Raw genomic sequence first — 24,696 nt, forward strand, 5'->3', positions numbered from 1 at the left:
TTCATGCCCACTGAGTGACCTGTCGAACACTCAAAGTGAGCATCGATCGCGCGAGTTCACCGTGGGCCGTGCGGTCCGTCGCGTTCCGTATCAGCCATTGATACGCGCGGACCGTGCCCGACGCGGGTCTGAGAGAATTGGTTCCGTGATCTCCCGAATCGATCTGCGCGGCGAGGCCCTCCCCGAGGGTCCCGCCCTGCGCGACCTGCTGCCCCGAGCCGACTTCGACGTCGCGGCCGCCCTGGACAAGGTGCGCCCGATCTGCGAGGCCGTGCATCATCGCGGCGACGCGGCGCTGATCGACTTCGCCGAGCAGTTCGACGGGGTCAGGCTGGACCAGGTCCGGGTGCCGGCCGCCGCGCTCACGCGCGCGCTGGCGGAGCTCGACCCCGCGGTGCGCGCCGCGCTGGAGGAATCCATCCGCCGCGCCCGCCTCGTCCACCGCGAGCAGCGCCGCACCACGCACACCACCCAGGTCGTGCCCGGCGGCTCGGTCACCGAGAAGTGGGTGCCGGTGGACCGGGTCGGGCTGTACGCGCCCGGCGGCCGGTCCGTCTACCCGTCGTCCGTGATCATGAACGTCGTACCGGCGCAGGAGGCCGGCGTCCCGTCGCTCGCCCTCGCCTCCCCGGCCCAGGCCGAGTTCGGCGGACTCCCGCACCCCACGATCCTCGCCGCCTGCGCCCTGCTCGGCGTGGACGAGGTGTACGCGGCGGGCGGCGCCACCGCCGTCGCGATGTTCGCCTACGGCACCGAGTCCTGCCCGCCCGCCAACATGGTCACCGGCCCCGGCAACATCTGGGTCGCCGCCGCCAAGCGCTTCTTCACCGGGAAGATCGGCATCGACGCCGAGGCCGGACCGACCGAGATCGCCGTCCTGGCGGACTCGACGGCCGACCCGGTGCACGTCGCCTCCGACCTGATCAGCCAGGCCGAGCACGACCCGCTGGCCGCCGCCGTCCTGGTCACCGACTCCGTGGAGCTGGCCGACGCGGTGGCGAAGGAGCTTCAGCCGCAGGTCGAGGCCACCAAGCACGTCGAGGACCGGATCCGCCCGGCGCTGGCCGGCCGCCAGTCCGCGATCGTCCTCGTCGACGGCCTGGAGGAGGGGCTGCGCGTGGTCGACGCCTACGGCGCGGAGCACCTGGAGATCCAGACCGCCGACGCCGCCGCCGTCGCCGACCGGGTCAGGAACGCCGGCGCGATCTTCGTCGGCCCCTGGGCGCCCGTCTCCCTCGGCGACTACGCGGCCGGGTCCAACCACGTCCTGCCCACCGGCGGCTGCGCCTGCCACTCCTCGGGCCTGTCCGTGCAGTCCTTCCTGCGCGGCATCCACATCGTCGACTACACGCGCGACGCGCTCGCCGAGGTCGCGCACCACGTGGTGACGCTGGCCGAGGCCGAGGACCTGCCCGCGCACGGGGCGGCGATCAAGGCGAGGTTCGAGTGGAAGGTCCCGGAGAGCAAGTGACGTTCGGCATCGACGATCTCCCCGTACGGGACGAGCTGCGCGGCAAGTCCCCCTACGGCGCGCCCCAGCTGGACGTGCCGGTACGGCTGAACACCAACGAGAACCCCTACCCGCTGCCCGAGGCGCTGGTCGAGCGGATCGCCGAGCGGGTCCGCGAGGCCGCCCGCGACCTCAACCGCTACCCCGACCGGGACGCGGTCGAGCTGCGCACGAGGCTCGCCGAGTACCTGACGAACACCTCAGGACACCCGCTGGACGTGCGCAACGTCTGGGCGGCCAACGGCTCCAACGAGGTCATCCAGCAGCTGCTCCAGACCTTCGGCGGGCCCGGCCGCACCGCGATCGGCTTCGAGCCGTCGTACTCGATGCACGGCCTCATCGCGCGCGGCACCGGCACCGGCTGGATCTCCGGGCCGCGCCACGAGGACTTCACCATCGACGTGCCCGCCGCCGAGCGGGCGATCGCCGAGCACCGCCCGGACGTCGTCTTCGTCACCACCCCCAACAACCCCACGGGCAACGCGGTCCCGGCCGAGACGGTCCTCGCCCTCCACGACGCCGCGCAGGCCGCCAAGCCCTCCATGGTCGTGGTGGACGAGGCGTACATCGAGTTCAGCCACGGCGCCTCGCTGCTGCCGCTGCTGGACGGCCGCCCGAACCTGGTCGTCTCCCGCACCATGTCGAAGGCGTTCGGCGCGGCGGGCCTGCGCCTGGGCTACCTGGCCGCGCACCCGGCCGTCGTCGACGCCGTCCAGCTCGTACGGCTGCCGTACCACCTGTCGGCCGTCACCCAGGCGACCGCGCTGGCCGCCCTGGAGCACACGGACACGCTGCTCAAGTACGTCGAGCAGCTGAAGACCGAGCGGGACCGGCTGGTCGCCGAACTGCGCGCCATCGGCTACGAGGTGACCGAGTCCGACGCCAACTTCGTCCAGTTCGGACGGTTCGCGGACTCCCACGCCACCTGGCGGAAGATCCTCGACCGGGGCGTCCTGGTCCGGGACAACGGCGTACCGGGATGGCTGCGGGTCACCGCCGGCACCCCGCAGGAGAACGACGCGTTCCTCGACGCGGTACGTGAAGTCAAGAAGGAGCAGAACACATGAGCCGCGTGGGACGCGTGGAGCGCACGACCAAGGAGACCTCGGTCCTCGTCGAGATCGACCTCGACGGCACCGGCAAGACCGACATCGCCACCGGCGTCGGCTTCTACGACCACATGCTCGACCAGCTCGGCCGGCACGGTCTGTTCGACCTGACCGTGAAGACCGACGGCGACCTGCACATCGACTCCCACCACACCATCGAGGACACCGCCCTCGCGCTGGGCGCCGCCTTCAAGCAGGCCCTCGGCGACAAGGTGGGCATCTACCGCTTCGGCAACTGCACGGTCCCGCTGGACGAGTCCCTCGCCCAGGTCACCGTCGACCTCTCCGGCCGCCCCTACCTCGTGCACACCGAGCCCGAGAACATGGCGCCGATGATCGGCGAGTACGACGTGACGATGACCCGGCACATCCTGGAGTCCTTCGTCGCCCAGGCCCAGGTCGCCCTGCACGTCCACGTGCCCTACGGGCGCAACGCGCACCACATCGTGGAGTGCCAGTTCAAGGCGCTGGCCCGGGCCCTGCGCTACGCCTCCGAGCGCGACCCGCGCGCGGCCGGCATCCTGCCTTCCACGAAGGGCGCGCTGTAACCCATGAACGGTACGTCCACCGCACTGATCGTCGTCGGCCTCTTCTTCCTCGGCGGCATCTACTCCTTCGCCAAGCAGCAGATGCCCAAGGGCCTGATCGTGCTGCTCTCCATCGGTGCCGGCATGTGCCTGCTCGCCGGCGTCCTGAGGCTGGAGGTGTGGAGTTGACCGCCGCCGCTGCCAAGAAGGTGGTCGTCTTCGACTACGGCTTCGGCAACGTCCGCTCCGCCGAACGCGCCCTCGCGCGCGCGGGGGCCGACGTCGAGATCACCCGCGACTACGACCGGGCCATGAACGCCGACGGGCTGCTGGTCCCCGGCGTCGGCGCCTTCGCCGCCTGCATGGACGGCCTCAAGGCGGCCCGCGGCGACTGGATCGTCGACCGCCGGCTGTCGGGCGGCCGCCCGGTCATGGGCATCTGCGTCGGCATGCAGATCCTGTTCTCGCGCGGCATCGAGCACGACGTGGAGGCCGAGGGCCTGGACCAGTGGCCCGGCACGGTCGGACCGCTCCAGGCCGACGTCGTGCCCCACATGGGCTGGAACACGGTCGAGGCACCCGCCGACTCCCAGCTCTTCGCCGGCCTGGACGCGGACGCCCGCTTCTACTTCGTGCACTCCTACGCCGTCCACGAGTGGGCCCAGGAAACGCACAACCCGCTGATCGCCGAGCCCAGGGTCACCTGGTCCACGCACGGCAAGCCCTTCGTGGCCGCCGTGGAGAACGGCGCGCTCTGGGCCACGCAGTTCCACCCCGAGAAGTCCGGCGACGCCGGCGCCCAGCTCCTCACCAACTGGATCGAGACCCTGTAGAGATGAGCCCGGTAGAAGGAATGAGCCCGGTAGAGATGAGCAAGCTCGAACTCCTCCCCGCCGTCGACGTCCGCGACGGCCAGGCCGTCCGCCTCGTGCACGGCGAGTCCGGCACCGAGACCTCCTACGGCTCCCCGCTGGAGGCCGCCCTCGCCTGGCAGCGCTCCGGCGCCGAGTGGCTGCACCTCGTGGACCTGGACGCGGCGTTCGGCACCGGGGACAACCGCGCGCTGATCGCGGAGGTCGCGAAGGCCATGGACATCAAGGTGGAGCTGTCCGGCGGCATCCGCGACGACGACACCCTCGCCGCCGCCCTCGCCACCGGCTGCACCCGGGTGAACCTGGGCACCGCCGCGCTGGAGACCCCCGAGTGGGTCGCCAAGGTCATCGCCGAGCACGGCGACAAGATCGCGGTCGGTCTGGACGTACGGGGCACCACGCTCCGGGGCCGGGGCTGGACCCGCGACGGCGGCGACCTCTACGAGACGCTGGACCGCCTGAACAAGGAGGGCTGCGCCCGGTACGTCGTCACCGACATCGCCAAGGACGGCACCCTCCAGGGCCCCAACCTGGAGCTCCTGAAGAACGTCTGCGCCGCCACCGACCGCCCGGTCGTGGCCTCGGGCGGCGTGTCCTCCCTGGACGACCTGCGCGCCATCGCCGGGCTCGTCCCGGCCGGTGTCGAGGGGGCCATCGTAGGGAAGGCCCTGTACGCGAAGGCGTTCACCCTGGAAGAAGCCCTGGAGGCTGTGTCGACATGACGTCCCAAGCCGTACGGCGCGTGCAGAGCGGTAGTCCCTGGGAAGAGTCCTTCGGTTTCGCACGGGCCGTGGCGGCGGGTGACCGTGTCATCGTGGCGGGCACCACCGCCTTCAAGGGCGACATGCTCTATGGCGAGGGCGACCCGTACGAGCAGACCAAGGTCGCCTTCGGCACCGCCGTCGAGGCGATCGCCGAGTTCGGGCTCGGCATCGAGTCCGTGATCCGGACCCGTGTGTACCTGGCACATTCCCGCGACGTCGATGCGGTGGGCCGCGCCCACAAGGAGCTGTTCGACTCCGTACGCCCCGCCACGACCCTGCTGGTCGTGGAGGGCTTCATCGACTCGCGGGTCCTGGTGTCGGTCGAAGTGGAAGCGTATAGAGGAGCCGTGGATTCATGACCCTGGCGGTCCGAGTCATCCCCTGCCTGGACGTGGACAACGGCCGGGTCGTCAAGGGCGTCAACTTCCAGAACCTGCGCGACGCGGGCGACCCCGTCGAGATGGCCAAGGTGTACGACGCCGAGGGCGCCGACGAGCTGACGTTCCTGGACATCACCGCCTCGTCGGGCGACCGCGAGACGACCTACGACGTGGTGCGCCGCACCGCCGAGCAGGTGTTCATCCCGCTGACCGTCGGCGGCGGGGTGCGCACCGCCGAGGACGTGGACAAGCTGCTGCGGGCCGGCGCGGACAAGGTGGGCGTCAACACCGCCGCCATCGCCCGCCCCGACCTGATCCGCGAGATCGCCGAGCGGTTCGGCCGCCAGGTCCTCGTGCTGTCGGTCGACGCCCGCCGCACCGAGGCCGGCACCTTCGAGGTGACCACCCACGGCGGCCGCCGCGGCACCGGCATCGACGCCGTCGACTGGGCCCACCGGGCCGCCGAGCTGGGCGCGGGGGAGATCCTGCTCAATTCGATGGACGCGGACGGCACCAAGGACGGCTACGACCTGGAGATGCTGGCGGCGGTCCGCAAGCACGTGACCGTCCCCGTGATCGCCTCGGGCGGCGCGGGCAGCCTCGCCCACTTCGCCCCGGCGGTCGAGGCGGGCGCGGACGCGGTCCTGGCGGCGTCGGTCTTCCACTTCGGCGACCTGCGGATCGGCGAGGTGAAGGAAGCGCTGCGGGGGGCGGGACATCCCGTTCGGTAGTTCGACGGGTCACTCCCGGTAGTGAATGCGGTAGTGGCTGCGGTTGCGTGCCCGCTAAGGTGCTCATATGCCTGGGATCACGATTGAGTTCACCGAGGAAGAGCTGGCCGAGCTGCGCGCGGAGGCCAAGGAGCAGGGCGTCGCGATCAAGCGGTTGGCGCACGACATACTGACCGAGGACGTGGTGCGCCGACGGCAGAAGCAGCGCTTCGTGGAAGGGGCGTCGAAGTACGCACGCGAAATCATGGCCGACTTCGAAGAGCGCTTCCCGGCGGGCCTGCGGTGACGCTCTACGTCGATACCGGCTGGGTTCTCTGCGCCCAGGTCGAAGTCTCGCCGCCGAACACACCCATCCGGGACTGGGGCGCCCTGCACTGCATGGCCGAGAGGCACCGGTACGAGCGTGTCGCGGGAGAGCCCTACTACGAGGAGATCCCGACCCGAGCGGCCACGTTCCTGCACACCGCGCTGAGGCTCCGCCCGTTTACGGACTACAACGCGTCGATCGGCATCGGCTGCATCCGGGCGTATATGGAGGCCTCCGGCACACCGGTCGACCCACGACCCGGCGACTGGGCCAAACTCGTCTCCGACATCCGCAGCGACGAGGCCGACCTCAGCGAAACCGCCCGCCTGCTGCGCGACTGGGCTGCCTGACCAGGTGTCCGACCTCTCCGACATAGCCGACCGCGAGGTCGGCTCCACCCCTGGCCGCCCCGCCCACCGCGACGGCAACGTGCTGCGCTGGGTCGCGGCCTACACCGCGTCCATGCTCGGCGACAGCGTCTTCTTCCTCGCGCTGTCCTGGGCCGCCGTGCGGCAGGGCAGTCCCGCCGAGGCCGGGATCGTCACGGCCGTGAGCGCGGTGCCGCGTGCCCTGCTCATGCTCGGCGGGGGAGTGGTCGTCGACCGGCTGGGACCGCGCAGGGTCGTCATCGGCAGCGACGCCGTGCGGTGCGCGGCGGTCCTCGCGGTGGCCGCGCTGCTCTTCGCCACCGACCCGGGACTGTGGCTCCTGGCCCTGCTCGCCCTCGTCTTCGGCGCGGTGGACGCCCTTTTCATGCCCGCCGTCGGAGCCCTCCCCGCCCGCATCACCACCAAGGACCAGCTCGCCCGTGTGCAGGGCATGCGCGGCCTCGCCGTCCGCCTGTCCTCCGTCGTGGGCGCCCCGCTCGGCGGCCTCGGCGTGGCGCTCGGCGGCGCGGCGGCGGCCTTCGCCCTCGCCGGGGTGCTGATCGCCGTGTCGGTGCCGCTGCTGGTCTCCGTACGGATGCGCGAGCTGCCCCCCGACGATGCGGCCACCGCCGAGGGCGGCACCGCGTGGCGGGACCTGCGGGACGGGCTCCGGTACATTCGCCGGCACCGCGTCCTCGGACCGCTGATGCTGGTCATCGCCCTCGGCGACCTCGGCTTCGTCGGCCCGCTCAACATCGGTCTGACCCTGCTCGCCGACGAACGCGGCTGGGGAGCCTCCGGCATGGGCTGGGTACTCGCCGGTTTCGGGATCGGCGCCGGGGCGGCCGCCCTGCTGCTGACCGTCCGGGGACGCGTGCCGCACGCCGGGTACGTCGTCGCCGGCGCCCTCGTGCCCGGCGCCGCCGCGATCGGCATGCTGGCACAGGCACCCGCCCTGCCCGTGGCCGTCGGGACCGCGCTGCTCATCGGGCTGCTCGCGGGCCTCAGCGGCGCGCTCTGCGGGGCCCTGCTCCAGACCCAGTCCGCTCCCGCCCTCCTCGGCCGCGTCACGGCGGTCTCCGGCATCGTCAGCCTTGGCATCGCCCCGCTGAGCATGCCGCTGTCCGCCGCCGCCATCGGCGTCTGGGGCACCGGTCCCGTCTTCGCCGTCAGCGCCGTGGTCTGCGGCCTCGGCGGGGTCGTCGCCCTGTGCGCGCCGGGCGTACGGCGGGCCGAGCTGCCGAAGTGAGCGGCGGAGGTCAGATGCCCAGCTGCTTCGTCTCCCGCAGCTTGGCGATCGCGTTCTCCTCGCCCGCCAGCTCCACCTTCGCGGCGCTCTGCCTGCCGTACGCGAACAGCAGCAGCTCGGACGGCTCGCCCGTCGCCGTCACCACCGGCGTACCCCGGTGGGCGACCGTCGTCTGGCCGTTCGGGCGGCGCAGCACCAGGCCCGTCGGGATGCCCCGGCCCATCAGCCGGGCGGCCCGCTCCAGGCGGGACCACAGGGCGTCCTGGAAGACCGGGTCCAGCTCGCGCGGCGACCAGTCCGGCTGGGCGCGGCGGACGTCCTCGGTGTGGACGTAGAACTCCACCGTGTTCGCCGCCTCGTCGACCTGCTTGAGCTGGAAGGGGGAGAAGCGGGGCGGGCCGCTGCGGATCAGCTGGAGCAGTTCCTCGTACGGCTTCGCGCCGTACTCCTCCATCACCCGGTCGAGGCGGGACGCCAGCGGCTTGATCAGGGTGCCCCCGGCCGCGTCCGGACGCCGCTCGCGCACCACCACGTGCGCGGCCAGGTCACGGGTCCGCCAGCCCTCGCACAGGGTCGGGGCGTCCGGACCCGCCGTCTCCAACAGGTCCGCGAGCAGAAGTCGTTCACGCTTGGCGAAAGTCGACATGAAGTCAGCCTACGGCGAGCGGCCGGGTCCGCCCAATGGACATCCCGGGGGTGTGTCCGCCCCGCGCGGCACAATGGGCGCATGACCAGCAGCTCCCCCACCGGTGGCGGCCCCGGGCGGCCCAGCCCCCTCGCCCCCGAGATCGCCGACCGGCTCAAGCGCAGCGCCGACGGGCTCCTGCCCGCCATCGCCCAGCAGTACGACACCGGAGAGGTGCTGATGCTCGGCTGGATGGACGACGAGGCGCTGCACCGCACGCTGACCACCGGCCGCTGCACCTACTGGTCGCGCAGCCGCCGGGAGTACTGGGTCAAGGGCGACACCTCGGGTCACTTCCAGTGGGTGAAGTCCGTCGCCCTGGACTGCGACGCCGACACCGTGCTGGTCAAGGTCGACCAGGTGGGCGCCGCCTGCCACACCGGAACCCGCACCTGCTTCGACACCGACGTGCTCCTCGCCGAGGGTTCCGGGGCCGCCGAAGACGCCGGGGCCGCCGCAGACGCCGCGGGCGCCGACGCGCCCGGCGCGGGTCAGTAGGGTCTGCCGCCATGGACGTCACGCATGACATGGACCTCGACACCTTCCGCAAGCTCGCCGCCGACCGCCGGGTGATCCCGGTCAGCCGCAAGCTCCTCGCCGACGGCGACACCCCGGTGGCCCTGTACCGCAAGCTCGCCGCCGAGCGCCCCGGCACCTTCCTGCTGGAGTCCGCGGAGAACGGACGATCCTGGTCCAGGTACTCCTTCGTCGGCGTCCGCAGCGCCGCCACCCTCACCGAGAAGGACGGCCAGGCGCACTGGCAGGGCACCCCGCCCGTCGGCGTCCCCACCGACGGCGACCCGCTCGCCGCCCTGCGCGCCACCGTCGAGGCCCTGCACACCCCGCGCGACCTCGCCCACGACCTGGGCCTGCCGCCCTTCACCGGCGGCCTGGTCGGCTACCTCGGCTACGACATCGTGCGCCGTCTGGAGAAGGTCGGCCCGGGGGAGCGCGACGACCTGAAGCTGCCCGAGCTGACCATGCTGCTCACCAGCGACCTCGCCGTCATGGACCACTGGGAGGGCTCGGTCCTGCTGATCGCCAACGCGATCAACCACAACGACCTGGAGACCGGCGTCGACGAGGCCTACGCCGACGCGATCGCCCGCCTGGACGCCATGGAGGCCGACCTCACGCGTGCCGTCGCCCAGCCCCCGGCCGCGCTGCCGCCGTCCGAGCTGCCCGAGTACACGGCGCTGTGGGGCGGGCCCGACTTCCAGGACGCCGTCGAGGACATCAAGGAACGCATCCGCGCGGGCGAGGCCTTCCAGGTCGTCCCCTCGCAGCGGTTCGAGACGCCCTGCACCGCGAGCGCGCTCGACGTGTACCGGGTCCTGCGGGCCACCAACCCCTCCCCGTACATGTACCTGCTGCGCCTCGACGGCTTCGACGTCGTCGGCTCGTCCCCCGAGGCGCTGGTCAAGGTCGAGGACGGGCACGCCCTGGTGCACCCCATCGCCGGCACCCGCCCGCGCGGCGCCACCCCGCAGGAGGACCAGGCCCTCGCCGACGAACTGCTCGCCGACCCCAAGGAGCGCGCCGAGCACCTGATGCTCGTCGACCTCGGCCGCAACGACCTGGGGCGCGTCTGCGAGCCCGGCTCCGTCGAGGTCGTCGACTTCATGTCCGTCGAGCGGTACTCGCACGTCATGCACATCGTCTCGACGGTCACCGGACGCGTCGCCAAGGACCGCACCGCCTTCGACGTCCTCACCGCGTGCTTCCCGGCCGGCACCCTCTCCGGCGCGCCCAAGCCGCGCGCCCTTCAGATCATCGACGAACTCGAACCCTCCCGGCGCGGCCTGTACGGCGGCTGCGTCGGCTACCTCGACTTCGCGGGCGACTCCGACACCGCCATCGCCATCCGCACCGCCCTGCTGCGCGACGGCACCGCCTACGTCCAGGCGGGCGCCGGTGTCGTCGCCGACTCCGACCCGGTCGCCGAGGACACCGAGTGCCGCAACAAGGCGGCGGCCGTGCTGCGGGCCGTACACACGGCCAACCGGCTGGCGCAATAGGGCCAACCGGTCGGACCGGTGGGGCAATTCTCACGCCCCCAATCGGAACCCCGGGTGACGGTTCGCCCGGGGTTCGGGTGATAGTGGAGTACGTGACAGCCGTTCCTCACCCCCGTACCCCAGCCGCAGGACCCGCCCGGGCCGGCCGCCGGAGCCTCGCCGTCGCCCTGCTGTGCGGCGCGCTCGGCGCCGCCGTCGCCCTGCTCGCCACCCGGCAGGAGTGGGCGGAGGGCACCGCGACGGTGGCCGGCGGCGCGTTCACCCTGACCGCCAAGGGCAGCGACGTCACGGGCGTACCCGCGTCGCTCGCCATAGTCGGCCTCGCCGCGCTCGTCGCCGTCTTCGCCGTCCGCCGCGCCGGCCGCTTCGCCGTGGCCGCGCTGCTCGCGCTCAGCGGCGCGGGCACCGTCGCCGCCGCCCTGGCGGGCGCCTCCGACAGCTCCGCGCTGGACGACCAGGCCGCGAAGGCGGCCGGTGACACCTCGGCCACCGTCGACGCGCTCTCCCACACCGCCTGGCCGTACGTCGCGGCCGTGGGCGGCGCGCTGCTCCTGCTGGCCGGGCTGCTCGCGCTGCGTTACGGCCGCCAGTGGCCCGCGATGTCCGGCCGCTACGAACGCGGTGGCGCCCCGCGGCGCAGGGCGCAGACCGTCGACCCGGACCGCCCCGAGGACCTGTGGAAGGCCATCGACCGCGGCGAGGACCCCACCAGCGCCTGACCCGGCGTCCGGCCCCGCGTCCCGGCTCGCGTCCACCCACTGGAGCACCCCCGCTCACGGCGCGTGTCCCCGTGCGGGACAATGGGTGCGAGCGTCCTGCTCAGACTTGGCACACAGCAACGAGGAGCAAGCAATGGCGGGCAGCAGCCACGGTCACACCCCGGCCGCCTGGACCGGTGTCATCATCGCCTTCATCGGTTTCTGCATCGCGGGCATGTTCATGGTGGCGGCCCAGCCGTGGGGCTTCTGGGCCGGCATGGCGGTCGTGCTCCTCGGTGGTGTCGTCGGCTACATCATGAGGATGATGGGCCTCGGCCAGCCGAAGCAGAACCACCCCGTGCACCAGGTCGCGGGCGAGCGCGTCGAGGCCGGCGCCAAGGGCTGACCGGGCGCGGCGGTCACCGGCCTCCTGAGGGGCGGACCGGCACGGGAGTGCCCGGACCGCCCCTCACGTGCGTGCGGGGGCCGCCGGGGGCAGAATGCGGGCGTGGACGTCGAGAGCGGGAAACCCGGCCGGACCGGCATCATCCAGCCCCGCGGTGCGGCCCTCCGGCTGGCCGCCCCGGCGGGAGTGCTCGCAGCCGTCGCGGGGGCCTTCGCCTACGTGGGCAGCGTGGACCCCTACGAGCCCGGTCACTACCCCGTCTGCCCCCTGCTGCGCTTCACGGGCGTCTACTGCCCCGGCTGCGGCGGCCTGCGCAGCGCGCACGCCTTCGTCCACGGCGACCTGACCGCGGCGCTGCACGCCAACGCGCCCGCCGTCCTGGCCTATCTGGGCTTCGCCGTCCTGTGGACCGTCTGGGTGATCCGCGCGGCGCGGGGCCGCCCCGTGCGCATCGACCTCGGACCGGTCCACCTGTGGACGCTGGGGACGTTGCTACTGGTCTTCACCGTTGTCCGGAACCTGCCGTACGGCGGCTGGCTCCTCCCTTGATCATTCATGGAACGTCCAGGTAGTGGGACTTGGATCGGCCGGATTCGGGACCGGTGCCCGGCTGCGGATACCATCACAGTGACCACAGGTTTTGCCGTCTGAAAGGGGGCCGCTCGCGTGAGTGTGCTCGACGAGATCATCGACGGAGTCCGTGCCGACCTCGCGGAGCGGCAGGCGCGCGTCAGCCTCGACGAGCTCAAGGAGCGCGCGGCCAAGGCTCGGCCCGCCAAGGACGGCGTGTCCGCGCTGCGCGGCGACGGCGTCAAGGTCATCTGCGAGGTCAAGCGCTCCAGCCCCTCCAAGGGCGCGCTCGCGGCCATCGCCGACCCGGCCGGACTCGCCGCCGACTACGAGGCGGGCGGCGCCGCCGTCATCTCCGTCCTCACCGAGGAGCGCCGCTTCGGCGGCTCGCTGGCCGACCTGGACTCGGTCCGCGCGCGTGTGGACATCCCCGTGCTGCGCAAGGACTTCGTCGTCACCTCGTACCAGCTGTGGGAGGCCCGCGCGCACGGCGCCGACCTCGTCCTGCTGATCGTCGCGGCCCTCGAGCAGCCGGCGCTGGAGTCGCTGATCGAGCGCGCCGAGTCCATCGGACTCACCCCGCTGGTCGAGGTGCACGACGAGGACGAGGTCGAGCGCGCGGTGGACGCGGGCGCCAAGGTCATCGGCGTCAACGCGCGCAACCTGAAGACGCTCGAAGTGGACCGCGGCACGTTCGAACGGGTCGCCCCGGAGATCCCCGCGCACATCGTCAAGGTCGCCGAGTCCGGCGTCCGCGGCCCGCACGACCTCATCGCCTACGCCAACGAGGGCGCCGACGCCGTCCTGGTCGGCGAGTCCCTGGTCACCGGCCGCGACCCCAAGACGGCGGTCTCCGACCTGGTCGCGGCCGGCGAACATCCGGCACTGCGCCACGGCCGGGGCTGACACCCCGGTAGGCTGATCCCCATGACGTTCCCGCTCGCCCCGGCCCCCCGGGACCCCTACGCGCGCCTGGCGCGCGGCTGCCGCCCCCGCGGCTGCCGCGCCCCCGCCCGCCGGGTCCACGGCCGCCGCGTGCGGTACGTCATCGGAGACGAGCCCGGGCAAGTGAACGGCATGCGATGGCTCACGCGCCCCGCAAGGGGCGCGGGGCTGTAGCGCATTCGCGACTCCGTCGCGCGGGCGCGAGCAACCACACGTGGCTCGCGGCCGGCAGAGAGGCCCCCGCCCCCACGGCGATCAGTCACATCAGACACTCACCGTGAGGTACACGCATGCCCAGCACCTTCTTCATCCCCGACCCGGAGGGTCAAATCCCCAGCCCCGAAGGCTACTTCGGGGTGTACGGCGGCAAGTTCATCCCCGAGGCCCTCGTCGCGGCGGTCGACGAGGTCGCCGTCGAGTACGACAAGGCCAAGTCCGACCCGGAGTTCGCCCGCGAGCTGGACGACCTCCTCGTCCACTACACCGGCCGCCCGTCCTCCCTCACCGAGGTCCCCCGTTTCGCGGAGCACGCCGGCGGAGCCAGGATCTTCCTCAAGCGCGAGGACCTGAACCACACCGGCTCGCACAAGATCAACAACGTGCTCGGCCAGGCCCTGCTCACCAAGCGCATGGGCAAGACCCGGGTGATCGCCGAGACCGGCGCGGGCCAGCACGGTGTGGCGACGGCGACCGCCTGCGCCCTCTTCGGCCTCGACTGCACCATCTACATGGGCGAGATCGACACCCGCCGCCAGGCCCTCAACGTGGCCCGCATGCGCATGCTCGGTGCCGAGGTCATCGCCGTGAAGTCCGGCAGCCGCACGCTGAAGGACGCGATCAACGAGGCGTTCCGCGACTGGGTCGCCAACGTCGACCGCACCCACTACCTGTTCGGCACCGTCGCCGGGCCCCACCCCTTCCCGGCGATGGTCCGCGACTTCCACCGCGTCATCGGCGTCGAGGCCAGGCGCCAGCTCCTGGAGCAGGCCGGGCGCCTGCCCGACGCCGCGATCGCCTGCGTCGGCGGCGGCTCCAACGCCATCGGCCTCTTCCACGCCTTCATCCCCGACACCGGCGTCCGCCTCATCGGCTGCGAGCCCGCCGGGCACGGCGTCGAGACCGGCGAGCACGCGGCCACCCTGACCGCGGGCGAGCCCGGCATCCTGCACGGCTCCCGGTCCTACGTCCTCCAGGACGACGAGGGCCAGATCACCGAGCCGTACTCGATCTCGGCCGGCCTGGACTACCCGGGCATCGGCCCCGAGCACGCCCACCTCAAGGACTCCGGCCGCGGCGAGTACCGCGCGGTCACCGACGACGCCGCCATGCAGGCCCTGCGCCTGCTGTCGCGCACCGAGGGCATCATCCCGGCCATCGAGAGCGCCCACGCGCTGGCCGGGGCCCTGGAGGTCGGCAAGGAGCTGGGCAGGGACGGGCTGCTCGTGGTCAACCTGTCCGGCCGCGGCGACAAGGACATGGACACCGCCGCCCGCTACTTCGGGCTGTACGACACCGACGCCGAGGTCGCCGCCGACGAGACCGGCGCCGCGGAGATCGAGGGGGACGCCAAGTGAGCGGGAACGTACAGCTGCTGAACGACACCCTCGCGGCCGCGAAGTCCGAGGGCCGCGCCGCCCTGATCGCCTACCTCCCGGCCGGCTTCCCGACCGTGACCGGCGGCATCGAGGCGGTCAAGGCCGCGCTCGACGGGGGCGCCGACGTCGTCGAGGTGGGCCTGCCGCACAGCGACCCGGTGCTCGACGGCCCGGTGATCCAGACCGCCGACGACATCGCGCTGCGCGGCGGCGTGCGGATCGCCGACGTGATGCGCACGGTCCGCGAGGCGCACGAGGCCACCGGCAAGCCGATCCTCGTCATGACGTACTGGAACCCGATCGACCGCTACGGCGTGGAGCGGTTCACCGCCGAGCTGGCCGAGGCGGGCGGCGCCGGGTGCATCCTGCCCGACCTGCCGGTCCAGGAGTCGGCGCTGTGGCGGGAGCACGCCGACAAGCACGGCCTCGCCACGGTCTTCGTGGTCGCGCCCAGCAGCAAGGACGCGCGGCTCGCCGAGATCACCGCGGCCGGCAGCGGCTTCGTGTACGCCGCCTCCCTCATGGGCGTCACCGGCACCCGCGAGTCGGTCGGGGCGCAGGCCGAGGACCTGGTGCGGCGCACCCGCGCCACCACCGACACCCCGGTCTGCGTCGGCCTCGGTGTCTCCAACGCCGCCCAGGCCGCCGAGGTCGCCCGGTTCGCCGACGGCGTGATCGTCGGCTCGGCGTTCGTCAAGCGGATGCTGGACGCGCCCGACGACGCGGCCGGCCTGGAGGGCGTCCGCGCCCTCGCCGCCGACCTGGCGAAGGGCGTGCGCAAACAGGCGTGAGCACCGGCACATGACAGAGGTCCCTCGTACGAGTGGACTCGGGACCGGGGAGGCGCGCTGCGCCTCCCCGGTTCGTTCTGCGGGGTGTGAGCGAGAAGAACCGACAGGGAAAGCGCGGCGCCCGCGAGAAGCTGGCGGCCGAGCGCGAGAAGCAGAAGTCCAGGGACAAGCGCCGCCGTGCGCTGATCGTCGGCGCGAGCGTGGTCTGCGTGCTGGGCCTCGCGGCGGTGATCGGCGTGGTCGCCGCGAACGCGGGCAAGGACGACGGCAGCGAGTCGGCGGGTCCGGTCGTGGCCCCCTCGGGGGCGCAGGGCAAGGACGGCCTCGCGATCCCCGTCGGCAAGGAGAGCGCCAAGTCGACGCTCACCGTCTGGGAGGACTTCCGCTGCCCGGCCTGCAAGGCCTTCGAGCTGGCGTACCGCGACACCATCCACGAGCTGACCGACGCCGGGCAGCTCAAGGTCGAGTACCACCTGGCGACCATCATCGACGGCAACATGGGCGGCACCGGCTCCCGCAAGGCCGCCAACGCCGCGGCCTGCGCCCAGGACGCCGGAAAGTTCCCGCCGTACCACGACGTGCTCTACGACAACCAGCCGCCGGAGGCCGACGACGCCTTCGCCGACGAGGACAAACTCCTCGACCTGGCGGGCAAGGTCGACGGCCTCGACACCACCCTGTTCCAGGAGTGCGTCAAGAACGGCAAGCACAACAGCTGGGTCGAGAAGTCCAACAAGGCCTTCCAGAACGGCGGCTTCAGCGGCACCCCGACGGTGCTCCTGGACGGCAAGAACATCTACCAGGACCGCTCCATGACCCCGGCCAAGTTCAAGCAGATGGTGGAGGAGGCCAACAAGTAGCGCGCCCGCTCGTTACGGACCCGTAGCCGGGCTGCCCGCCGCGTGTCCCGTCCGACACGGTAGCGTCGACCCTGCCATGGAACTTGCCTTCATTCCCAGCCCGTCGCGCGGGGTGCTGCACCTCGGTCCCATCCCGCTGCGCGGCTACGCGTTCTGCATCATCATCGGCGTCTTCGTTGCCGTCTGGCTCGGCAACCGGCGCTGGATCGCCCGGGGCGGGCGGCCGGGCACGGTGGCCGACATCGCGGTCTGGGCCGTTCCCTTCGGCCTGATCGGCGGGCGCCTCTACCACGTGATCACGGACTACCAGTTGTACTTCAGCGAGGGCCGTGACTGGGTCGACGCCTTCAAGATCTGGGAGGGCGGACTCGGCATCTGGGGCGCGATCGCCTTCGGTGCGGTGGGTGCCTGGATCGGCGCCCGCCGCCGGGGCGTCCCGATGCCCGCGTACGCCGACGCCGTCGCCCCCGGTATCGCTCTCGCGCAGGCCATCGGCCGCTGGGGCAACTGGTTCAACCAGGAGCTGTACGGCAAGGCGACCGACCTGCCGTGGGCCGTGGAGATCACCTCGACGTCGGACGGACGGGTGCCGGGCACCTACCACCCGACGTTCCTGTACGAGTCGCTGTGGTGCATCGGTGTCGCGCTGCTCGTCATCTGGGCCGACCGCCGCTTCAAGCTCGGCCACGGGCGCGCCTTCGCCCTGTACGTGGCCGCGTACTGCGCGGGCCGGTTCTGGATCGAGTACATGCGCGTCGACGACGCCCACCACATCCTGGGCCTGCGCCTGAACAACTGGACGGCGCTCTTCGTGTTCCTGCTCGCCGTGCTGTACATCGTGCTCTCGGCACGGATGCGGCCGGGCCGGGAGGCCGTGGTGGAGCCGGGTGCGGAGACCGCCGCCGGCGACGCCGGGTCCGAGGGGGACAAGGACTCGAAGGAGGACCGGGCGGACGCCGCGGACACCGCGACCGAAGACGGGGACGAGGCGGGGACCGGGGAGCAGGCCGATGCCCCCGACCTCACCAAGGCCACCGGGACCGCCGAGTCCACCGATGCCGCCGAGGACGCGCACGACCCGGAGGACGCGAAGGACTCCGGGGCCGTGAGGGACGGCGCCGACTCCGCGAAGAAGGGCTGACGCCGCGCCCCACCACACACGCCGCCGAGGGCGCCCGGGAGGACACTCCGGGCGCCCTCGGCGTGTGCCGGGCCGGGGCTCAGGGCTCAGGACAGAGCCGGCCGCCGGGCCAGGGACAGGGTGCGCCGGGCCGTCGCCACCACCGCCGCGTCGATGAACCGGCCGTCCGGCAGCGCCTGCGCGCCCGGCTGGACCGTGGCCGCCTTGAGGATCGTCTCCGCCTCCTCCAGCTCCCGCTCGGTCGGCAGATACGCCCGCTCGATGATCGGCAGCTGGCGGGGGTGGATCGCCGCCCGCCCCAGGAACCCCAGGGCGCGGCCGTGCGCACAGGACGCCGCCAGGCCCTCCAGGTCCCGGGTGTCCGGGTGCACCGTCTGGGACGGCGGTGCGAGTCCCGCCGCCCGTGCGGCCACGACCACGCGCGAGCGCGACCAGTCCAGGCCGGCGTCCCCGCGCACGCCCAGGTCGGCCCTCAGGTCCGCCTCCCCGAGGGCGATGCCGCGCAGCGCCGGGTGGGCGGCGGCGATCCGGTACGCCCGCTCGACCCCCAGGGCCGTCTCCAGCAGGGCGTACAGCGGCGGCCCGCCGGTGGCGGCGGCGACGCCGGTGACCTGCTCCGGCGACGTGATCTTGGGCAGCCGCAGCCCGGACAGGCCCGGCAGCGGGGCCAGCGCCGCCAGGTCGTCGGCGGCGAGCGGACCGTCCAGGGCGTTGACGCGGACGTGCACCGGCACCGGCTGCGGCTCGCCGAGCAACTCGGCCGTGGCGTCGCGGGCGTACTCCTTGCGGTCGGCGGCGACCGCGTCCTCCAGGTCGACCACCACCACGTCGGCCCCGGCGGCCAGCGCCTTGGCCACCACCCGGGGCCGGTCCCCGGGGGCGTACAACCAGGTCAGCGGAGGTGCGGTCATACGACGCCCTCCTCACGCAGCTCCTTCACGTCCGCCGGGGTGAGTCCCAGCCCGGTCAGCACCTCCTCGGTGTCGGCGCCGTGCGGGCGGCCCGCCCAGCGGATCGCGCCCGGCGTGGCGGAGAGCCGGAAGAGGACGTTCTGCATGCGCAGCGGGCCCAGCTCGGGGTCGTCGACCGTGGTGACGGTGTCGAGGGCCTGGTACTGCGGGTCGGCCAGCACGTCCCGCACGTCCTGGACCGGCGCGACGGCCGCCTCGGCCTCCTCGAACGCCGCGAGCACGTCGGCGCGGGTGTGCCGGGCGATCCAGTCGCCGACCGCCGCGTCCAGCACGTCGGCGTGCCGGGCCCGGTCGGCGCCCGTCGCGAACCAGGGCTCGTCGATCAGCTCCGGGCGGCCCACCAGCCGCATCACCCGCTCGGCGACCGACTGGGCCGAGGTGGAGACGGCGACCCAGGTGCCGTCGGCGGTGCGGTAGGTGTTGCGCGGGGCGTTGTTCTGCGAGCGGTTGCCGGTGCGCGGCTGGACGTGGCCGAGCTGGTCGTACCAGAGGGGCTGGGGGCCGAGCACGGTCAGGATCGGCTCGATGATCGCCATGTCGACGACCTGTCCCTCGCCGGTGCGCTCCCGGGCGGCCAGCGCCGTCATCACCGCGTACGCCGTCGCCAGCGCCGCGATCGAGTCGGCGAGGCCGAACGGCGGCAGCGTCGGCGGCGCGTCGGGCTCGCCGGTCATCGCCGCGAAGCCGCTCATGGCCTCGGCGAGGGTGCCGAAGCCGGGGCGGCGCGCGTAGGGACCGAACTGGCCGAAGCCGGTGACCCGGGTGAGGACCAGGCGCGGGTTGACGGCGGACAGCTCGTCCCAGCCCAGGTCCCACTTCTCCAGGGTGCCCGGCCGGAAGTTCTCGACGACCACGTCGGCGGTGGCGGCGAGGCGGAGCAGGGTGGTGCGCCCGGCGGGTTTCGACAGGTCGAGGGTGATCGCGTGCTTGTTGCGGCCCAGCAGCTTCCACCACAGGCCCACGCCGTCCTTCGACGGGCCGTGTCCCCGGGAGGGGTCGGGCCGGGTGGGGTGCTCGACCTTGATCACGTCGGCGCCGAAGTCACCGAGCATGGTGGCGGCGAGCGGCCCCGCGAAGAGGGTGGCGAGGTCGAGGACGCGCAGGCCGGTGAGCGGGGCGGCGGAGGTGGCGGGGGCGGAGTGCGCAGAGGTCACGGCGGGCTCGGGCATGGGCGGGTGGCCTCCCGGTGGGTGAGGTGGGCGAGGGTGTCGAAGCCGGTGCCGTCGAAGTCGCCGACGGAGCTGGCCAGTCGGTTCTTCAGCGGGGCCGTCCAGTGCGCGGGCAGCGCGGCCGGGGACCCGGCGAGGAGTCCCGCCACGCTGCCGACGGTGGCGCCGTTGGAGTCGGTGTCCCAGCCGCCCGACACGACACGCGAGACCGAGCCGGTGAAGTCGCCGTCCGCGTGGGTGAGCGCGGCGGCGATCAGGGCGGTGTTGGGGACGGCGTGCACCCAGTGGTGGGCGGGGGAGTGCACGGCGTGGAGCCCGTCCACGACGGTGTCGAAGTCGGCGTGCGCGGCCGCGAGCCGCACGGCGTGGCGGACGGCCCCGGCGAGGCGGGAGCCGGGCGGCACGACCGCGAGGCCGGCGCGCAGACAGGTGTGGACGTCGGGTGCGCCGGTGCCGGTGCGGGTGCGGGTGCCGGTGCCGGTGCCGGTGTCGGTGTCGGTGTCCGTGCCCGCGGCGGTGGCGATGACGGCCGCCGCGAACATCGCCGCGTGGACGCCGACCGCGGTGTGGGTGAGGGTCGCGTCGCGGTGCGCCTGTTCGGCGGCGGCGCCCGGGTCGCCCGGGTTGGTCCAGCCGTGCACGTCGGCGCGGATCAGGGCGCCGATCCACTCGCGGAACGGGTTGCGGTGGCGGGCGGTGTCGGGAGGCTCGACGCCGCTCAGGAGGTTGCGGTAGGCGACGCGTTCGGCGGTGAAGGTACGGCCGGCCGGGAGCTCGTCGAGCCACACCCGGGCCACGTCGGCCGTCTCGAAGCCCCGGCCGTGGCGCTGGAGGAGCTTGAGGCCCAGGAGCGGGTAGTTGAGGTCGTCGTCCTCCGGCATGCCGTCGATGTTCTCGGCGAGGGAGGTGGGCGCGGAGCGGCGGTTCCACGGATACGCGGCGAGCAGGTCGCCGGGGACGCCCCGGGCGGTGAAGTACGCGGTCGGGGGCCAGTTGCCGGCGGCCCGGCCCAGGCGGCGGATGCCGGACAGGGGGAGCTTCTCGACGGGTTTGCCGAGGAGGCAGCCGACGGCGCGACCGAGCCAGGCGGCCTCCAGCCGGGCGGGCGACACCCGGGCTCCGGGACGCGGGGCGGGCCAGTCGGGGCACAGCGCCCTGATCCGGTCGTATTCGGTCGGCTCGGCGTCCGCCGACACACTGGGCAGGCGGGCCAGTTCGTCCAGGAGTTCCCCGGCCAGCGCTCGGAGGCCGGGGGAGGCGGGCCGGTCGGAGGCGCCCGCCCGGGGCGGTGCCGCGCCGCCGCCCGCCGCGCGCCAGCGGGCCGCGACCGCCGACGCGTCGCGGCCGTCCAGCCGTGCCTGGCGCAGCTCGTGGCCGACCAGGTCCTCGGGCTGGACCCAGGTCAGCCGGAGCATCCCGCGCCCCCGATCGCGGCGAACGCCTCCTCGTGGGCGCGGCGGCGCCGGACGTCCCGCTCGAAGACCTCCCGCGCGACCCGGGTGAGCGTGACGGCCGGTTCCCACAGGTCCAGTCGGCTCGCCTCCGCGACGGTCTTCGCCCACTCCTCGGGCACCGGCGATCCGAGCGCCCCGGCCAGAGCGCCCGCCATCGTGGCGATGGAGTCGCAGTCGCGGCCGTAGTTGACCGCGCCGAGGACCGCGTGCCGGAAGTCGCCGCCGGAGACGAGCAGCATGCCCAGGGCGATCGGCAGTTCCTCGATGGCGTGCAGGCGCGAGGGGCGGCGGGCGCCCAGCGAGGGCGAGCGGTAGTCGGGGCCCACCGTGTCGTACGGGGTCACCGCCGCGCGCAGCGGTGCCAGGGCCGACTCGAAGTCCGTGTGCCCCGAGGCCACGTCGCACACGGCCTCGATCGCGGCCCGGGTGCCGTCCTTGGCCAGGGCCAGCGCGGCGGCCACCACCGACTGAGGGGTCGCACCCGGCGCACAGGCCGCGGCCACCGCCGCCGCGAGGACACCGGCCGCCTCCCGGCCGTACGACGACTGGTGCGCGCCCGCGACGTCCAGGGCCTCGGCGTAGGCCGCCGCCGGGTTCGCCGCGTTGACCAGGCCGACCGGGGCCATGTACATCGCGGCCCCGCAGTTGACGATGTTGCCGGTGCCGGCCTCGCGCGGGTCCACGTGGCCGTAGTGGATCCGCGCGACCAGCCACTTCTCGGCGAGGAAGATCCGCTGGAGCAACAGCGCCTCGGCCTCCAGCTCGGGGATCCAGCGGGGGTGCGTGATCAGGTCCGGGACCAGGTGCTCGGCGACGGCGTGGGCGTTGAGGTGGTCGCGGACCGTGCCGTAGACCCGGACCAGCGCGTGCGTCATCAGGGTGTCGTCGGTGACGTGGCCGTCGCCCTTGTGGTACGGGGCCAGGGGGCGGGCGGTGCGCCAGTCGTCGCCGTTCCAGGGGCCGACGACGCCGTGGACGCGGCCGCCGTGGCGTTCGAGGATCTGCTCGGGGGAGTAGCCCTCGACGGGGCCGCCGAGGGCGTCGCCGACGGCCGCGCCGACGAGGGCGCCGGTGACGCGCTCGTCGAGGGATGCGGTGCTGCTGTGGTCCGGGGTCGGGGGAGTCATGGGGCGGTGCCTCGTCCTTCCGGTGGGGACGGTCGGGTGGCGTGCAGGAGACCGGCGAGTTCGACCAGGTCGGTGCCGGTGAGCCGGGGCAGTACGCAGCCGGGCAGGGTGCGGCAGGCGTCCCGCCAGGACGCGGGGACCGAGGTGCCGCCGCCCAGCGCGCCGGTGAGGGCGCCGGCCAGCGCGGGGGCGGAGTCCGCGACCCGGGACAGACAGGCCGCCGCGGGGACCGCTTCCGCGAGGCGGCCCCGGGCGGCGGTGGCCAGGGCGAGGGCGACCGGGACGGTCTCGGCGGCGGCGATGCCGTAGCTGTAGACGTGGTCGACGATGCGGTGTTCGAGGAGCGGGACCAGGGCGAAGGTGTTCTCGGTGTCCTCCGCGAGGGCCAGGGCCTGGCGGGCGTTGCGGCCGATCTCCGTGGCGTGCGGGAGTTCGGCGAGCGCGGCCGTCACACAGGCGTCCACGTCGGCACCGTCGAGGGCGCAGGCCAGCGCCGCCGCCATGGCCCGCGCGCCGTGCACGCCGTCGCCGTCCTGGGTGTAGCGGGCGTCGAACTCGGCGAGGTCGGCGGCCTCGCGCGCGGCGCCGGGGTGGGCGACGGCCAGGACGCAGGCCCGCACGCAGGCGGCGTCGTCGAAGTAGTGCGGGTTGTCGTGGCCGGTGGCGGGGGGACGCAGGCCGGCGGCGAGGTTGCCGAGCCCGGCCCGCACCGAGATGCGGGCGCGCAGCGGCAGCACCGCGGACTCCACCTCGGGGGCGCGGTCGGCCGCCGCGGCGACCTCGCTGGCGACGGAGTTCCAGGTCAGGTCGATCGCGGCCCGCATCCGGCGGTCCCGGCTCAGGTCCCCGAGCACGCTGTCGTCCCCGGCCCGCAGCACCGCCTCCGCCGCGAACGCCGCCCACTCGGCGTCGTCCGAGGGGCCGAGGCGCAGCGGTTCCGGGGGCTGGTTCAGGGCGATGGGGACGGGGAGGGTGGTGGTCGCGTTCTGCTCGGCGAAGGTGTCCAGCTCGCGGGTGAGCCGACGCGTCCACTCCGGCATGCGGGCGGCCCGGTGCCGGGCGGCCGGCCAGCCGGCGGCGTCCCCGGCGGCGAGCCCGAGCAGGAGCCCCTCGATGCGGTCCGGCAGCGGCACGGCGGGGCACGCGGCCGCTGTCCCCGGCTCGGCTCCCGGCCGCTGCCCGCTCCCGCTGGACACGACCCCCTCCGGCACACCGGGCCCCTCGACGTACGCCGTGGTGCCGGTCGCCCCGACCCCGGCGCGAGCCCTGCTCACGGCCCCACCCGCGCTGCCGCACGGGCGGTGCCGGACGGTTCGCCCGGAGGCTTCCCGGTGCTCCCGGTGGTCCCGGCGTTTCCGGTGCTCCCTGTGCTCCCGGTGTTTTCGGCATGACCGGCGTCCGGAGGTGCTTCGCGTGCCGCGCGGGTCAGCAGGTCCGCCACCTCCAGGACGTGGTGGCCGGCCATCGACGGGAGGCAGGTGCCGCGGGCCGGGCCGATGGCGGTGGCCCAGTCGGACGGGATCGCGTGGACGCCCCGGGTCGCGCCGGCCAGGGCGCCGGCCACCGCGGCCGTGGTGTCGGCGTCGCGGCCCATGTTGACGGCCGTCAGCACGGAGTCCGTGAAGTCGCCGTCGGCCGCCGCGTACGCGCCGAAGGCGAGGGCGACCGCCTCGGGGGCCAGGTCGGTCCACGGGTAGCCGCCGATGACCACCGCGGAGCGCACCGCGCGTTCGCCCCGGTGGGCCGCCGTCAGCGCGCGGCGCAGACAGCGCGCCGTCCAGGAGTCGTCCGGGATCACGGCCAGGGCGGACGCCACCACCGCGACGGTCGACGCCCCGGCCACCGCCGCCGCGACGCCCGCCGCGACCGCCTGGCCGCCGTAGATGCCCTCGCCCTCGTGGCTGACCGCGCCGTCGATCGCCGCCAGCCGGGCCGCCTCGGCGGGGCGCCCGGCCGCGAACACGCCGTGCGGCGCGGCCCGCATGGCCAGTCCGTCGCTCCAGGCGTGCCGGTGCTGGGCCGAGATCGGGGCGGCGAGCCCCCGGCGCAGGTTCTCCAGGGTGCCGCGTTCGCTGAAGCCCGCGCCCCGGAACGGGCCCTCCTCCCGGTCCGCGATCCACTCGTGCCACGCCGTCTCCACATGGGCCTGGGTGAGCCCGGCGCCGTGGCGGGCCAGCAGCAGCCCGGAGAAGATCGCGTACTCCGTGTCGTCCGTACCGGCGGGCCGGTCGGCCACGTACCCCGTGATGCGGCCCCAGCGGGCGCGGATCTCGGAGGGCTTCATGTTCTCGGCCGGTGCCCCGAGGGCGTCCCCGACGGCCAGTCCGAGCAGCGCGCCCCGGGCCCGGTCACGGAGCCCGACGGCGTCTCCCGGCGCGGGGCCCGGGGAAATGCAGGCGGTGGATGCCATGCGGCCTCTCCTCTCCCTCCGCACATCTGTCCCCGGTGC

Annotated in this window: 29 protein-coding genes; 22 read left to right on the forward strand and 7 right to left on the reverse strand. The window is 73.7% G+C overall.

Annotation, left to right across the window (positions count from 1 at the left end; translation table 11 throughout):
- Nucleotides 1-145 precede the first annotated feature (145 nt).
- The 11 genes from hisD to B9W62_RS28815 all read left to right on the forward strand — a co-directional run bounded on the left by hisD (nucleotide 146) and on the right by B9W62_RS28815 (nucleotide 7,817).
- Entirely contained in the window at nucleotides 146-1,471 is a 1,326-nt protein-coding gene (gene hisD / locus B9W62_RS28770) for a histidinol dehydrogenase (RefSeq protein ID WP_087809872.1), read from the forward strand.
- Nucleotides 1,468-2,577 carry a histidinol-phosphate transaminase gene (locus B9W62_RS28775; RefSeq protein WP_087809873.1) on the forward strand — a complete coding sequence of 370 codons (1,110 nt, stop codon included), beginning with the start codon at nucleotides 1,468-1,470 and terminating at the stop codon, nucleotides 2,575-2,577. Before hisD ends, B9W62_RS28775 begins: the two co-directional genes overlap by 4 nt.
- The gene (hisB, locus tag B9W62_RS28780) at nucleotides 2,574-3,167 is read left to right on the forward strand and encodes an imidazoleglycerol-phosphate dehydratase HisB (RefSeq protein WP_030186039.1); all 594 of its coding nucleotides are present in this window, start codon (nucleotides 2,574-2,576) and stop codon (nucleotides 3,165-3,167) included. Before B9W62_RS28775 ends, hisB begins: the two co-directional genes overlap by 4 nt.
- 3 nt (nucleotides 3,168-3,170) lie before the next feature.
- Nucleotides 3,171-3,335 carry a hypothetical protein gene (locus B9W62_RS40345; RefSeq protein ID WP_003976764.1) on the forward strand — a complete coding sequence of 55 codons (165 nt, stop codon included), beginning with the start codon at nucleotides 3,171-3,173 and terminating at the stop codon, nucleotides 3,333-3,335.
- Nucleotides 3,326-3,979 (forward strand): imidazole glycerol phosphate synthase subunit HisH, encoded by a 654-nt coding sequence (gene hisH / locus B9W62_RS28785; RefSeq protein ID WP_179235720.1) that lies wholly within the window; start codon nucleotides 3,326-3,328, stop codon nucleotides 3,977-3,979. Before B9W62_RS40345 ends, hisH begins: the two co-directional genes overlap by 10 nt.
- A 35-nt stretch (nucleotides 3,980-4,014) precedes the next feature.
- Nucleotides 4,015-4,740, forward strand: a complete 726-nt coding sequence (gene priA, locus B9W62_RS28790; RefSeq protein WP_087809875.1) for a bifunctional 1-(5-phosphoribosyl)-5-((5-phosphoribosylamino)methylideneamino)imidazole-4-carboxamide isomerase/phosphoribosylanthranilate isomerase PriA — start codon at nucleotides 4,015-4,017, stop codon at nucleotides 4,738-4,740.
- Nucleotides 4,737-5,141 carry a RidA family protein gene (locus B9W62_RS28795; protein WP_087809876.1) on the forward strand — a complete coding sequence of 135 codons (405 nt, stop codon included), beginning with the start codon at nucleotides 4,737-4,739 and terminating at the stop codon, nucleotides 5,139-5,141. Before priA ends, B9W62_RS28795 begins: the two co-directional genes overlap by 4 nt.
- On the forward strand, nucleotides 5,138-5,893 hold the full coding sequence (gene hisF, locus B9W62_RS28800) for an imidazole glycerol phosphate synthase subunit HisF (protein WP_087809877.1): 756 nt from the start codon (nucleotides 5,138-5,140) through the stop codon (nucleotides 5,891-5,893). The genes B9W62_RS28795 and hisF overlap by 4 nt, the downstream gene beginning before the upstream one ends.
- Nucleotides 5,894-5,960: 67 nt before the next feature.
- Nucleotides 5,961-6,179 (forward strand): hypothetical protein, encoded by a 219-nt coding sequence (locus B9W62_RS28805; protein ID WP_030186025.1) that lies wholly within the window; start codon nucleotides 5,961-5,963, stop codon nucleotides 6,177-6,179.
- Entirely contained in the window at nucleotides 6,176-6,550 is a 375-nt protein-coding gene (locus B9W62_RS28810; RefSeq protein WP_087809878.1) for a hypothetical protein, read from the forward strand. The genes B9W62_RS28805 and B9W62_RS28810 overlap by 4 nt, the downstream gene beginning before the upstream one ends.
- A gap of 4 nt (nucleotides 6,551-6,554) precedes the next feature.
- Complete coding sequence (locus B9W62_RS28815; protein WP_256976622.1) at nucleotides 6,555-7,817, forward strand: MFS transporter; 1,263 nt, start codon at nucleotides 6,555-6,557, stop codon at nucleotides 7,815-7,817.
- Between the two features lie 10 nt (nucleotides 7,818-7,827).
- On the opposite strand, the gene B9W62_RS28820 is transcribed toward B9W62_RS28815, so the two are convergent.
- Nucleotides 7,828-8,463: a TIGR03085 family metal-binding protein gene (locus tag B9W62_RS28820; protein ID WP_087809879.1), complete on the reverse strand. Its 636-nt coding sequence runs from the start codon at nucleotides 8,461-8,463 to the stop codon at nucleotides 7,828-7,830.
- A gap of 81 nt (nucleotides 8,464-8,544) precedes the next feature.
- Here B9W62_RS28820 and hisI point away from each other — a divergent pair, with 81 nt between their 5' ends.
- The 11 genes from hisI to lgt all read left to right on the forward strand — a co-directional run bounded on the left by hisI (nucleotide 8,545) and on the right by lgt (nucleotide 17,526).
- Nucleotides 8,545-9,000: a phosphoribosyl-AMP cyclohydrolase gene (gene hisI / locus B9W62_RS28825; protein ID WP_087809880.1), complete on the forward strand. Its 456-nt coding sequence runs from the start codon at nucleotides 8,545-8,547 to the stop codon at nucleotides 8,998-9,000.
- 29 nt (nucleotides 9,001-9,029) lie between these two features.
- On the forward strand, nucleotides 9,030-10,520 hold the full coding sequence (locus B9W62_RS28830) for an anthranilate synthase component I (RefSeq protein WP_179236144.1): 1,491 nt from the start codon (nucleotides 9,030-9,032) through the stop codon (nucleotides 10,518-10,520).
- Nucleotides 10,521-10,603: 83 nt separating this feature from the next.
- Nucleotides 10,604-11,239, forward strand: coding sequence for a TIGR02234 family membrane protein (locus tag B9W62_RS28835; RefSeq protein ID WP_087809882.1), 636 nt, complete (start codon nucleotides 10,604-10,606; stop codon nucleotides 11,237-11,239).
- Between the two features lie 133 nt (nucleotides 11,240-11,372).
- Nucleotides 11,373-11,624 (forward strand): HGxxPAAW family protein, encoded by a 252-nt coding sequence (locus tag B9W62_RS28840; RefSeq protein WP_087809883.1) that lies wholly within the window; start codon nucleotides 11,373-11,375, stop codon nucleotides 11,622-11,624.
- 102 nt (nucleotides 11,625-11,726) lie between these two features.
- Entirely contained in the window at nucleotides 11,727-12,173 is a 447-nt protein-coding gene (locus B9W62_RS28845) for a DUF2752 domain-containing protein (protein WP_087809884.1), read from the forward strand.
- A 117-nt stretch (nucleotides 12,174-12,290) separates the two neighbouring features.
- The gene (trpC, locus tag B9W62_RS28850; protein WP_087809885.1) at nucleotides 12,291-13,100 is read left to right on the forward strand and encodes an indole-3-glycerol phosphate synthase TrpC; all 810 of its coding nucleotides are present in this window, start codon (nucleotides 12,291-12,293) and stop codon (nucleotides 13,098-13,100) included.
- A 21-nt stretch (nucleotides 13,101-13,121) separates the two neighbouring features.
- Nucleotides 13,122-13,313, forward strand: coding sequence for a tryptophan biosynthesis modulator TrpM (gene trpM, locus B9W62_RS41270; RefSeq protein ID WP_087809886.1), 192 nt, complete (start codon nucleotides 13,122-13,124; stop codon nucleotides 13,311-13,313).
- A 116-nt stretch (nucleotides 13,314-13,429) separates the two neighbouring features.
- Complete coding sequence (gene trpB / locus B9W62_RS28860) at nucleotides 13,430-14,713, forward strand: tryptophan synthase subunit beta (protein ID WP_087809887.1); 1,284 nt, start codon at nucleotides 13,430-13,432, stop codon at nucleotides 14,711-14,713.
- The gene (gene trpA, locus B9W62_RS28865; protein ID WP_087809888.1) at nucleotides 14,710-15,525 is read left to right on the forward strand and encodes a tryptophan synthase subunit alpha; all 816 of its coding nucleotides are present in this window, start codon (nucleotides 14,710-14,712) and stop codon (nucleotides 15,523-15,525) included. Before trpB ends, trpA begins: the two co-directional genes overlap by 4 nt.
- Nucleotides 15,526-15,611: 86 nt before the next feature.
- Nucleotides 15,612-16,385, forward strand: a complete 774-nt coding sequence (locus B9W62_RS28870; RefSeq protein WP_179235721.1) for a DsbA family protein — start codon at nucleotides 15,612-15,614, stop codon at nucleotides 16,383-16,385.
- 76 nt (nucleotides 16,386-16,461) lie between these two features.
- Nucleotides 16,462-17,526, forward strand: a complete 1,065-nt coding sequence (lgt, locus tag B9W62_RS28875; protein WP_087809890.1) for a prolipoprotein diacylglyceryl transferase — start codon at nucleotides 16,462-16,464, stop codon at nucleotides 17,524-17,526.
- 86 nt (nucleotides 17,527-17,612) lie between these two features.
- Here lgt and B9W62_RS28880 read toward each other — a convergent pair whose 3' ends face one another.
- The 6 genes from B9W62_RS28880 to B9W62_RS28905 are packed head-to-tail and all read right to left on the reverse strand — an operon-like array spanning nucleotide 17,613 to nucleotide 24,657.
- On the reverse strand, nucleotides 17,613-18,437 hold the full coding sequence (locus tag B9W62_RS28880) for an HpcH/HpaI aldolase/citrate lyase family protein (RefSeq protein ID WP_087809891.1): 825 nt from the start codon (nucleotides 18,435-18,437) through the stop codon (nucleotides 17,613-17,615).
- Nucleotides 18,434-19,666, reverse strand: coding sequence for a CaiB/BaiF CoA transferase family protein (locus tag B9W62_RS28885; RefSeq protein ID WP_087809892.1), 1,233 nt, complete (start codon nucleotides 19,664-19,666; stop codon nucleotides 18,434-18,436). Before B9W62_RS28885 ends, B9W62_RS28880 begins: the two co-directional genes overlap by 4 nt.
- Entirely contained in the window at nucleotides 19,648-21,081 is a 1,434-nt protein-coding gene (locus B9W62_RS28890) for an ADP-ribosylglycohydrolase family protein (protein ID WP_087809893.1), read from the reverse strand. The genes B9W62_RS28885 and B9W62_RS28890 overlap by 19 nt, the downstream gene beginning before the upstream one ends.
- The gene (locus B9W62_RS28895; protein ID WP_087809894.1) at nucleotides 21,069-22,247 is read right to left on the reverse strand and encodes an ADP-ribosylglycohydrolase family protein; all 1,179 of its coding nucleotides are present in this window, start codon (nucleotides 22,245-22,247) and stop codon (nucleotides 21,069-21,071) included. The genes B9W62_RS28890 and B9W62_RS28895 overlap by 13 nt, the downstream gene beginning before the upstream one ends.
- A complete protein-coding gene (locus B9W62_RS28900; protein ID WP_087809895.1) occupies nucleotides 22,244-23,521 on the reverse strand; it encodes an ADP-ribosylglycohydrolase family protein in 1,278 nt (425 codons plus the stop codon). The genes B9W62_RS28895 and B9W62_RS28900 overlap by 4 nt, the downstream gene beginning before the upstream one ends.
- On the reverse strand, nucleotides 23,518-24,657 hold the full coding sequence (locus B9W62_RS28905; protein WP_256976623.1) for an ADP-ribosylglycohydrolase family protein: 1,140 nt from the start codon (nucleotides 24,655-24,657) through the stop codon (nucleotides 23,518-23,520). The genes B9W62_RS28900 and B9W62_RS28905 overlap by 4 nt, the downstream gene beginning before the upstream one ends.
- Nucleotides 24,658-24,696: the final 39 nt, after the last annotated feature.

Origin of the sequence: Streptomyces sp. CS113 (assembly GCF_002188365.1) — a bacterium.
Classification (GTDB): Bacteria; Actinomycetota; Actinomycetes; order Streptomycetales; family Streptomycetaceae; genus Streptomyces; species Streptomyces tendae.

Excerpts from the sequence above, each read along its gene's own strand:
- hisB (WP_030186039.1), top strand. The coding sequence starts at position 2,574 with ATGAGCCGCGTGGGACGCGTGGAGCGCACGACCAAGGAGACCTCGGTC.
- B9W62_RS40345 (WP_003976764.1), top strand. The coding sequence starts at position 3,171 with ATGAACGGTACGTCCACCGCACTGATCGTCGTCGGCCTCTTCTTCCTC.
- priA (WP_087809875.1), top strand. The coding sequence starts at position 4,015 with ATGAGCAAGCTCGAACTCCTCCCCGCCGTCGACGTCCGCGACGGCCAG.
- B9W62_RS28795 (WP_087809876.1), top strand. The coding sequence starts at position 4,737 with ATGACGTCCCAAGCCGTACGGCGCGTGCAGAGCGGTAGTCCCTGGGAA.
- hisF (WP_087809877.1), top strand. The coding sequence starts at position 5,138 with ATGACCCTGGCGGTCCGAGTCATCCCCTGCCTGGACGTGGACAACGGC.
- B9W62_RS28805 (WP_030186025.1), top strand. The coding sequence starts at position 5,961 with ATGCCTGGGATCACGATTGAGTTCACCGAGGAAGAGCTGGCCGAGCTG.
- B9W62_RS28820 (WP_087809879.1), bottom strand. The coding sequence starts at position 8,463 with ATGTCGACTTTCGCCAAGCGTGAACGACTTCTGCTCGCGGACCTGTTG.
- hisI (WP_087809880.1), top strand. The coding sequence starts at position 8,545 with ATGACCAGCAGCTCCCCCACCGGTGGCGGCCCCGGGCGGCCCAGCCCC.
- B9W62_RS28830 (WP_179236144.1), top strand. The coding sequence starts at position 9,030 with ATGGACCTCGACACCTTCCGCAAGCTCGCCGCCGACCGCCGGGTGATC.
- B9W62_RS28840 (WP_087809883.1), top strand. The coding sequence starts at position 11,373 with ATGGCGGGCAGCAGCCACGGTCACACCCCGGCCGCCTGGACCGGTGTC.
- trpM (WP_087809886.1), top strand. The coding sequence starts at position 13,122 with ATGACGTTCCCGCTCGCCCCGGCCCCCCGGGACCCCTACGCGCGCCTG.
- trpB (WP_087809887.1), top strand. The coding sequence starts at position 13,430 with ATGCCCAGCACCTTCTTCATCCCCGACCCGGAGGGTCAAATCCCCAGC.
- lgt (WP_087809890.1), top strand. The coding sequence starts at position 16,462 with ATGGAACTTGCCTTCATTCCCAGCCCGTCGCGCGGGGTGCTGCACCTC.
- B9W62_RS28880 (WP_087809891.1), bottom strand. The coding sequence starts at position 18,437 with ATGACCGCACCTCCGCTGACCTGGTTGTACGCCCCCGGGGACCGGCCC.
- B9W62_RS28885 (WP_087809892.1), bottom strand. The coding sequence starts at position 19,666 with ATGCCCGAGCCCGCCGTGACCTCTGCGCACTCCGCCCCCGCCACCTCC.
- B9W62_RS28890 (WP_087809893.1), bottom strand. The coding sequence starts at position 21,081 with ATGCTCCGGCTGACCTGGGTCCAGCCCGAGGACCTGGTCGGCCACGAG.
- B9W62_RS28895 (WP_087809894.1), bottom strand. The coding sequence starts at position 22,247 with ATGACTCCCCCGACCCCGGACCACAGCAGCACCGCATCCCTCGACGAG.
- B9W62_RS28905 (WP_256976623.1), bottom strand. The coding sequence starts at position 24,657 with ATGGCATCCACCGCCTGCATTTCCCCGGGCCCCGCGCCGGGAGACGCC.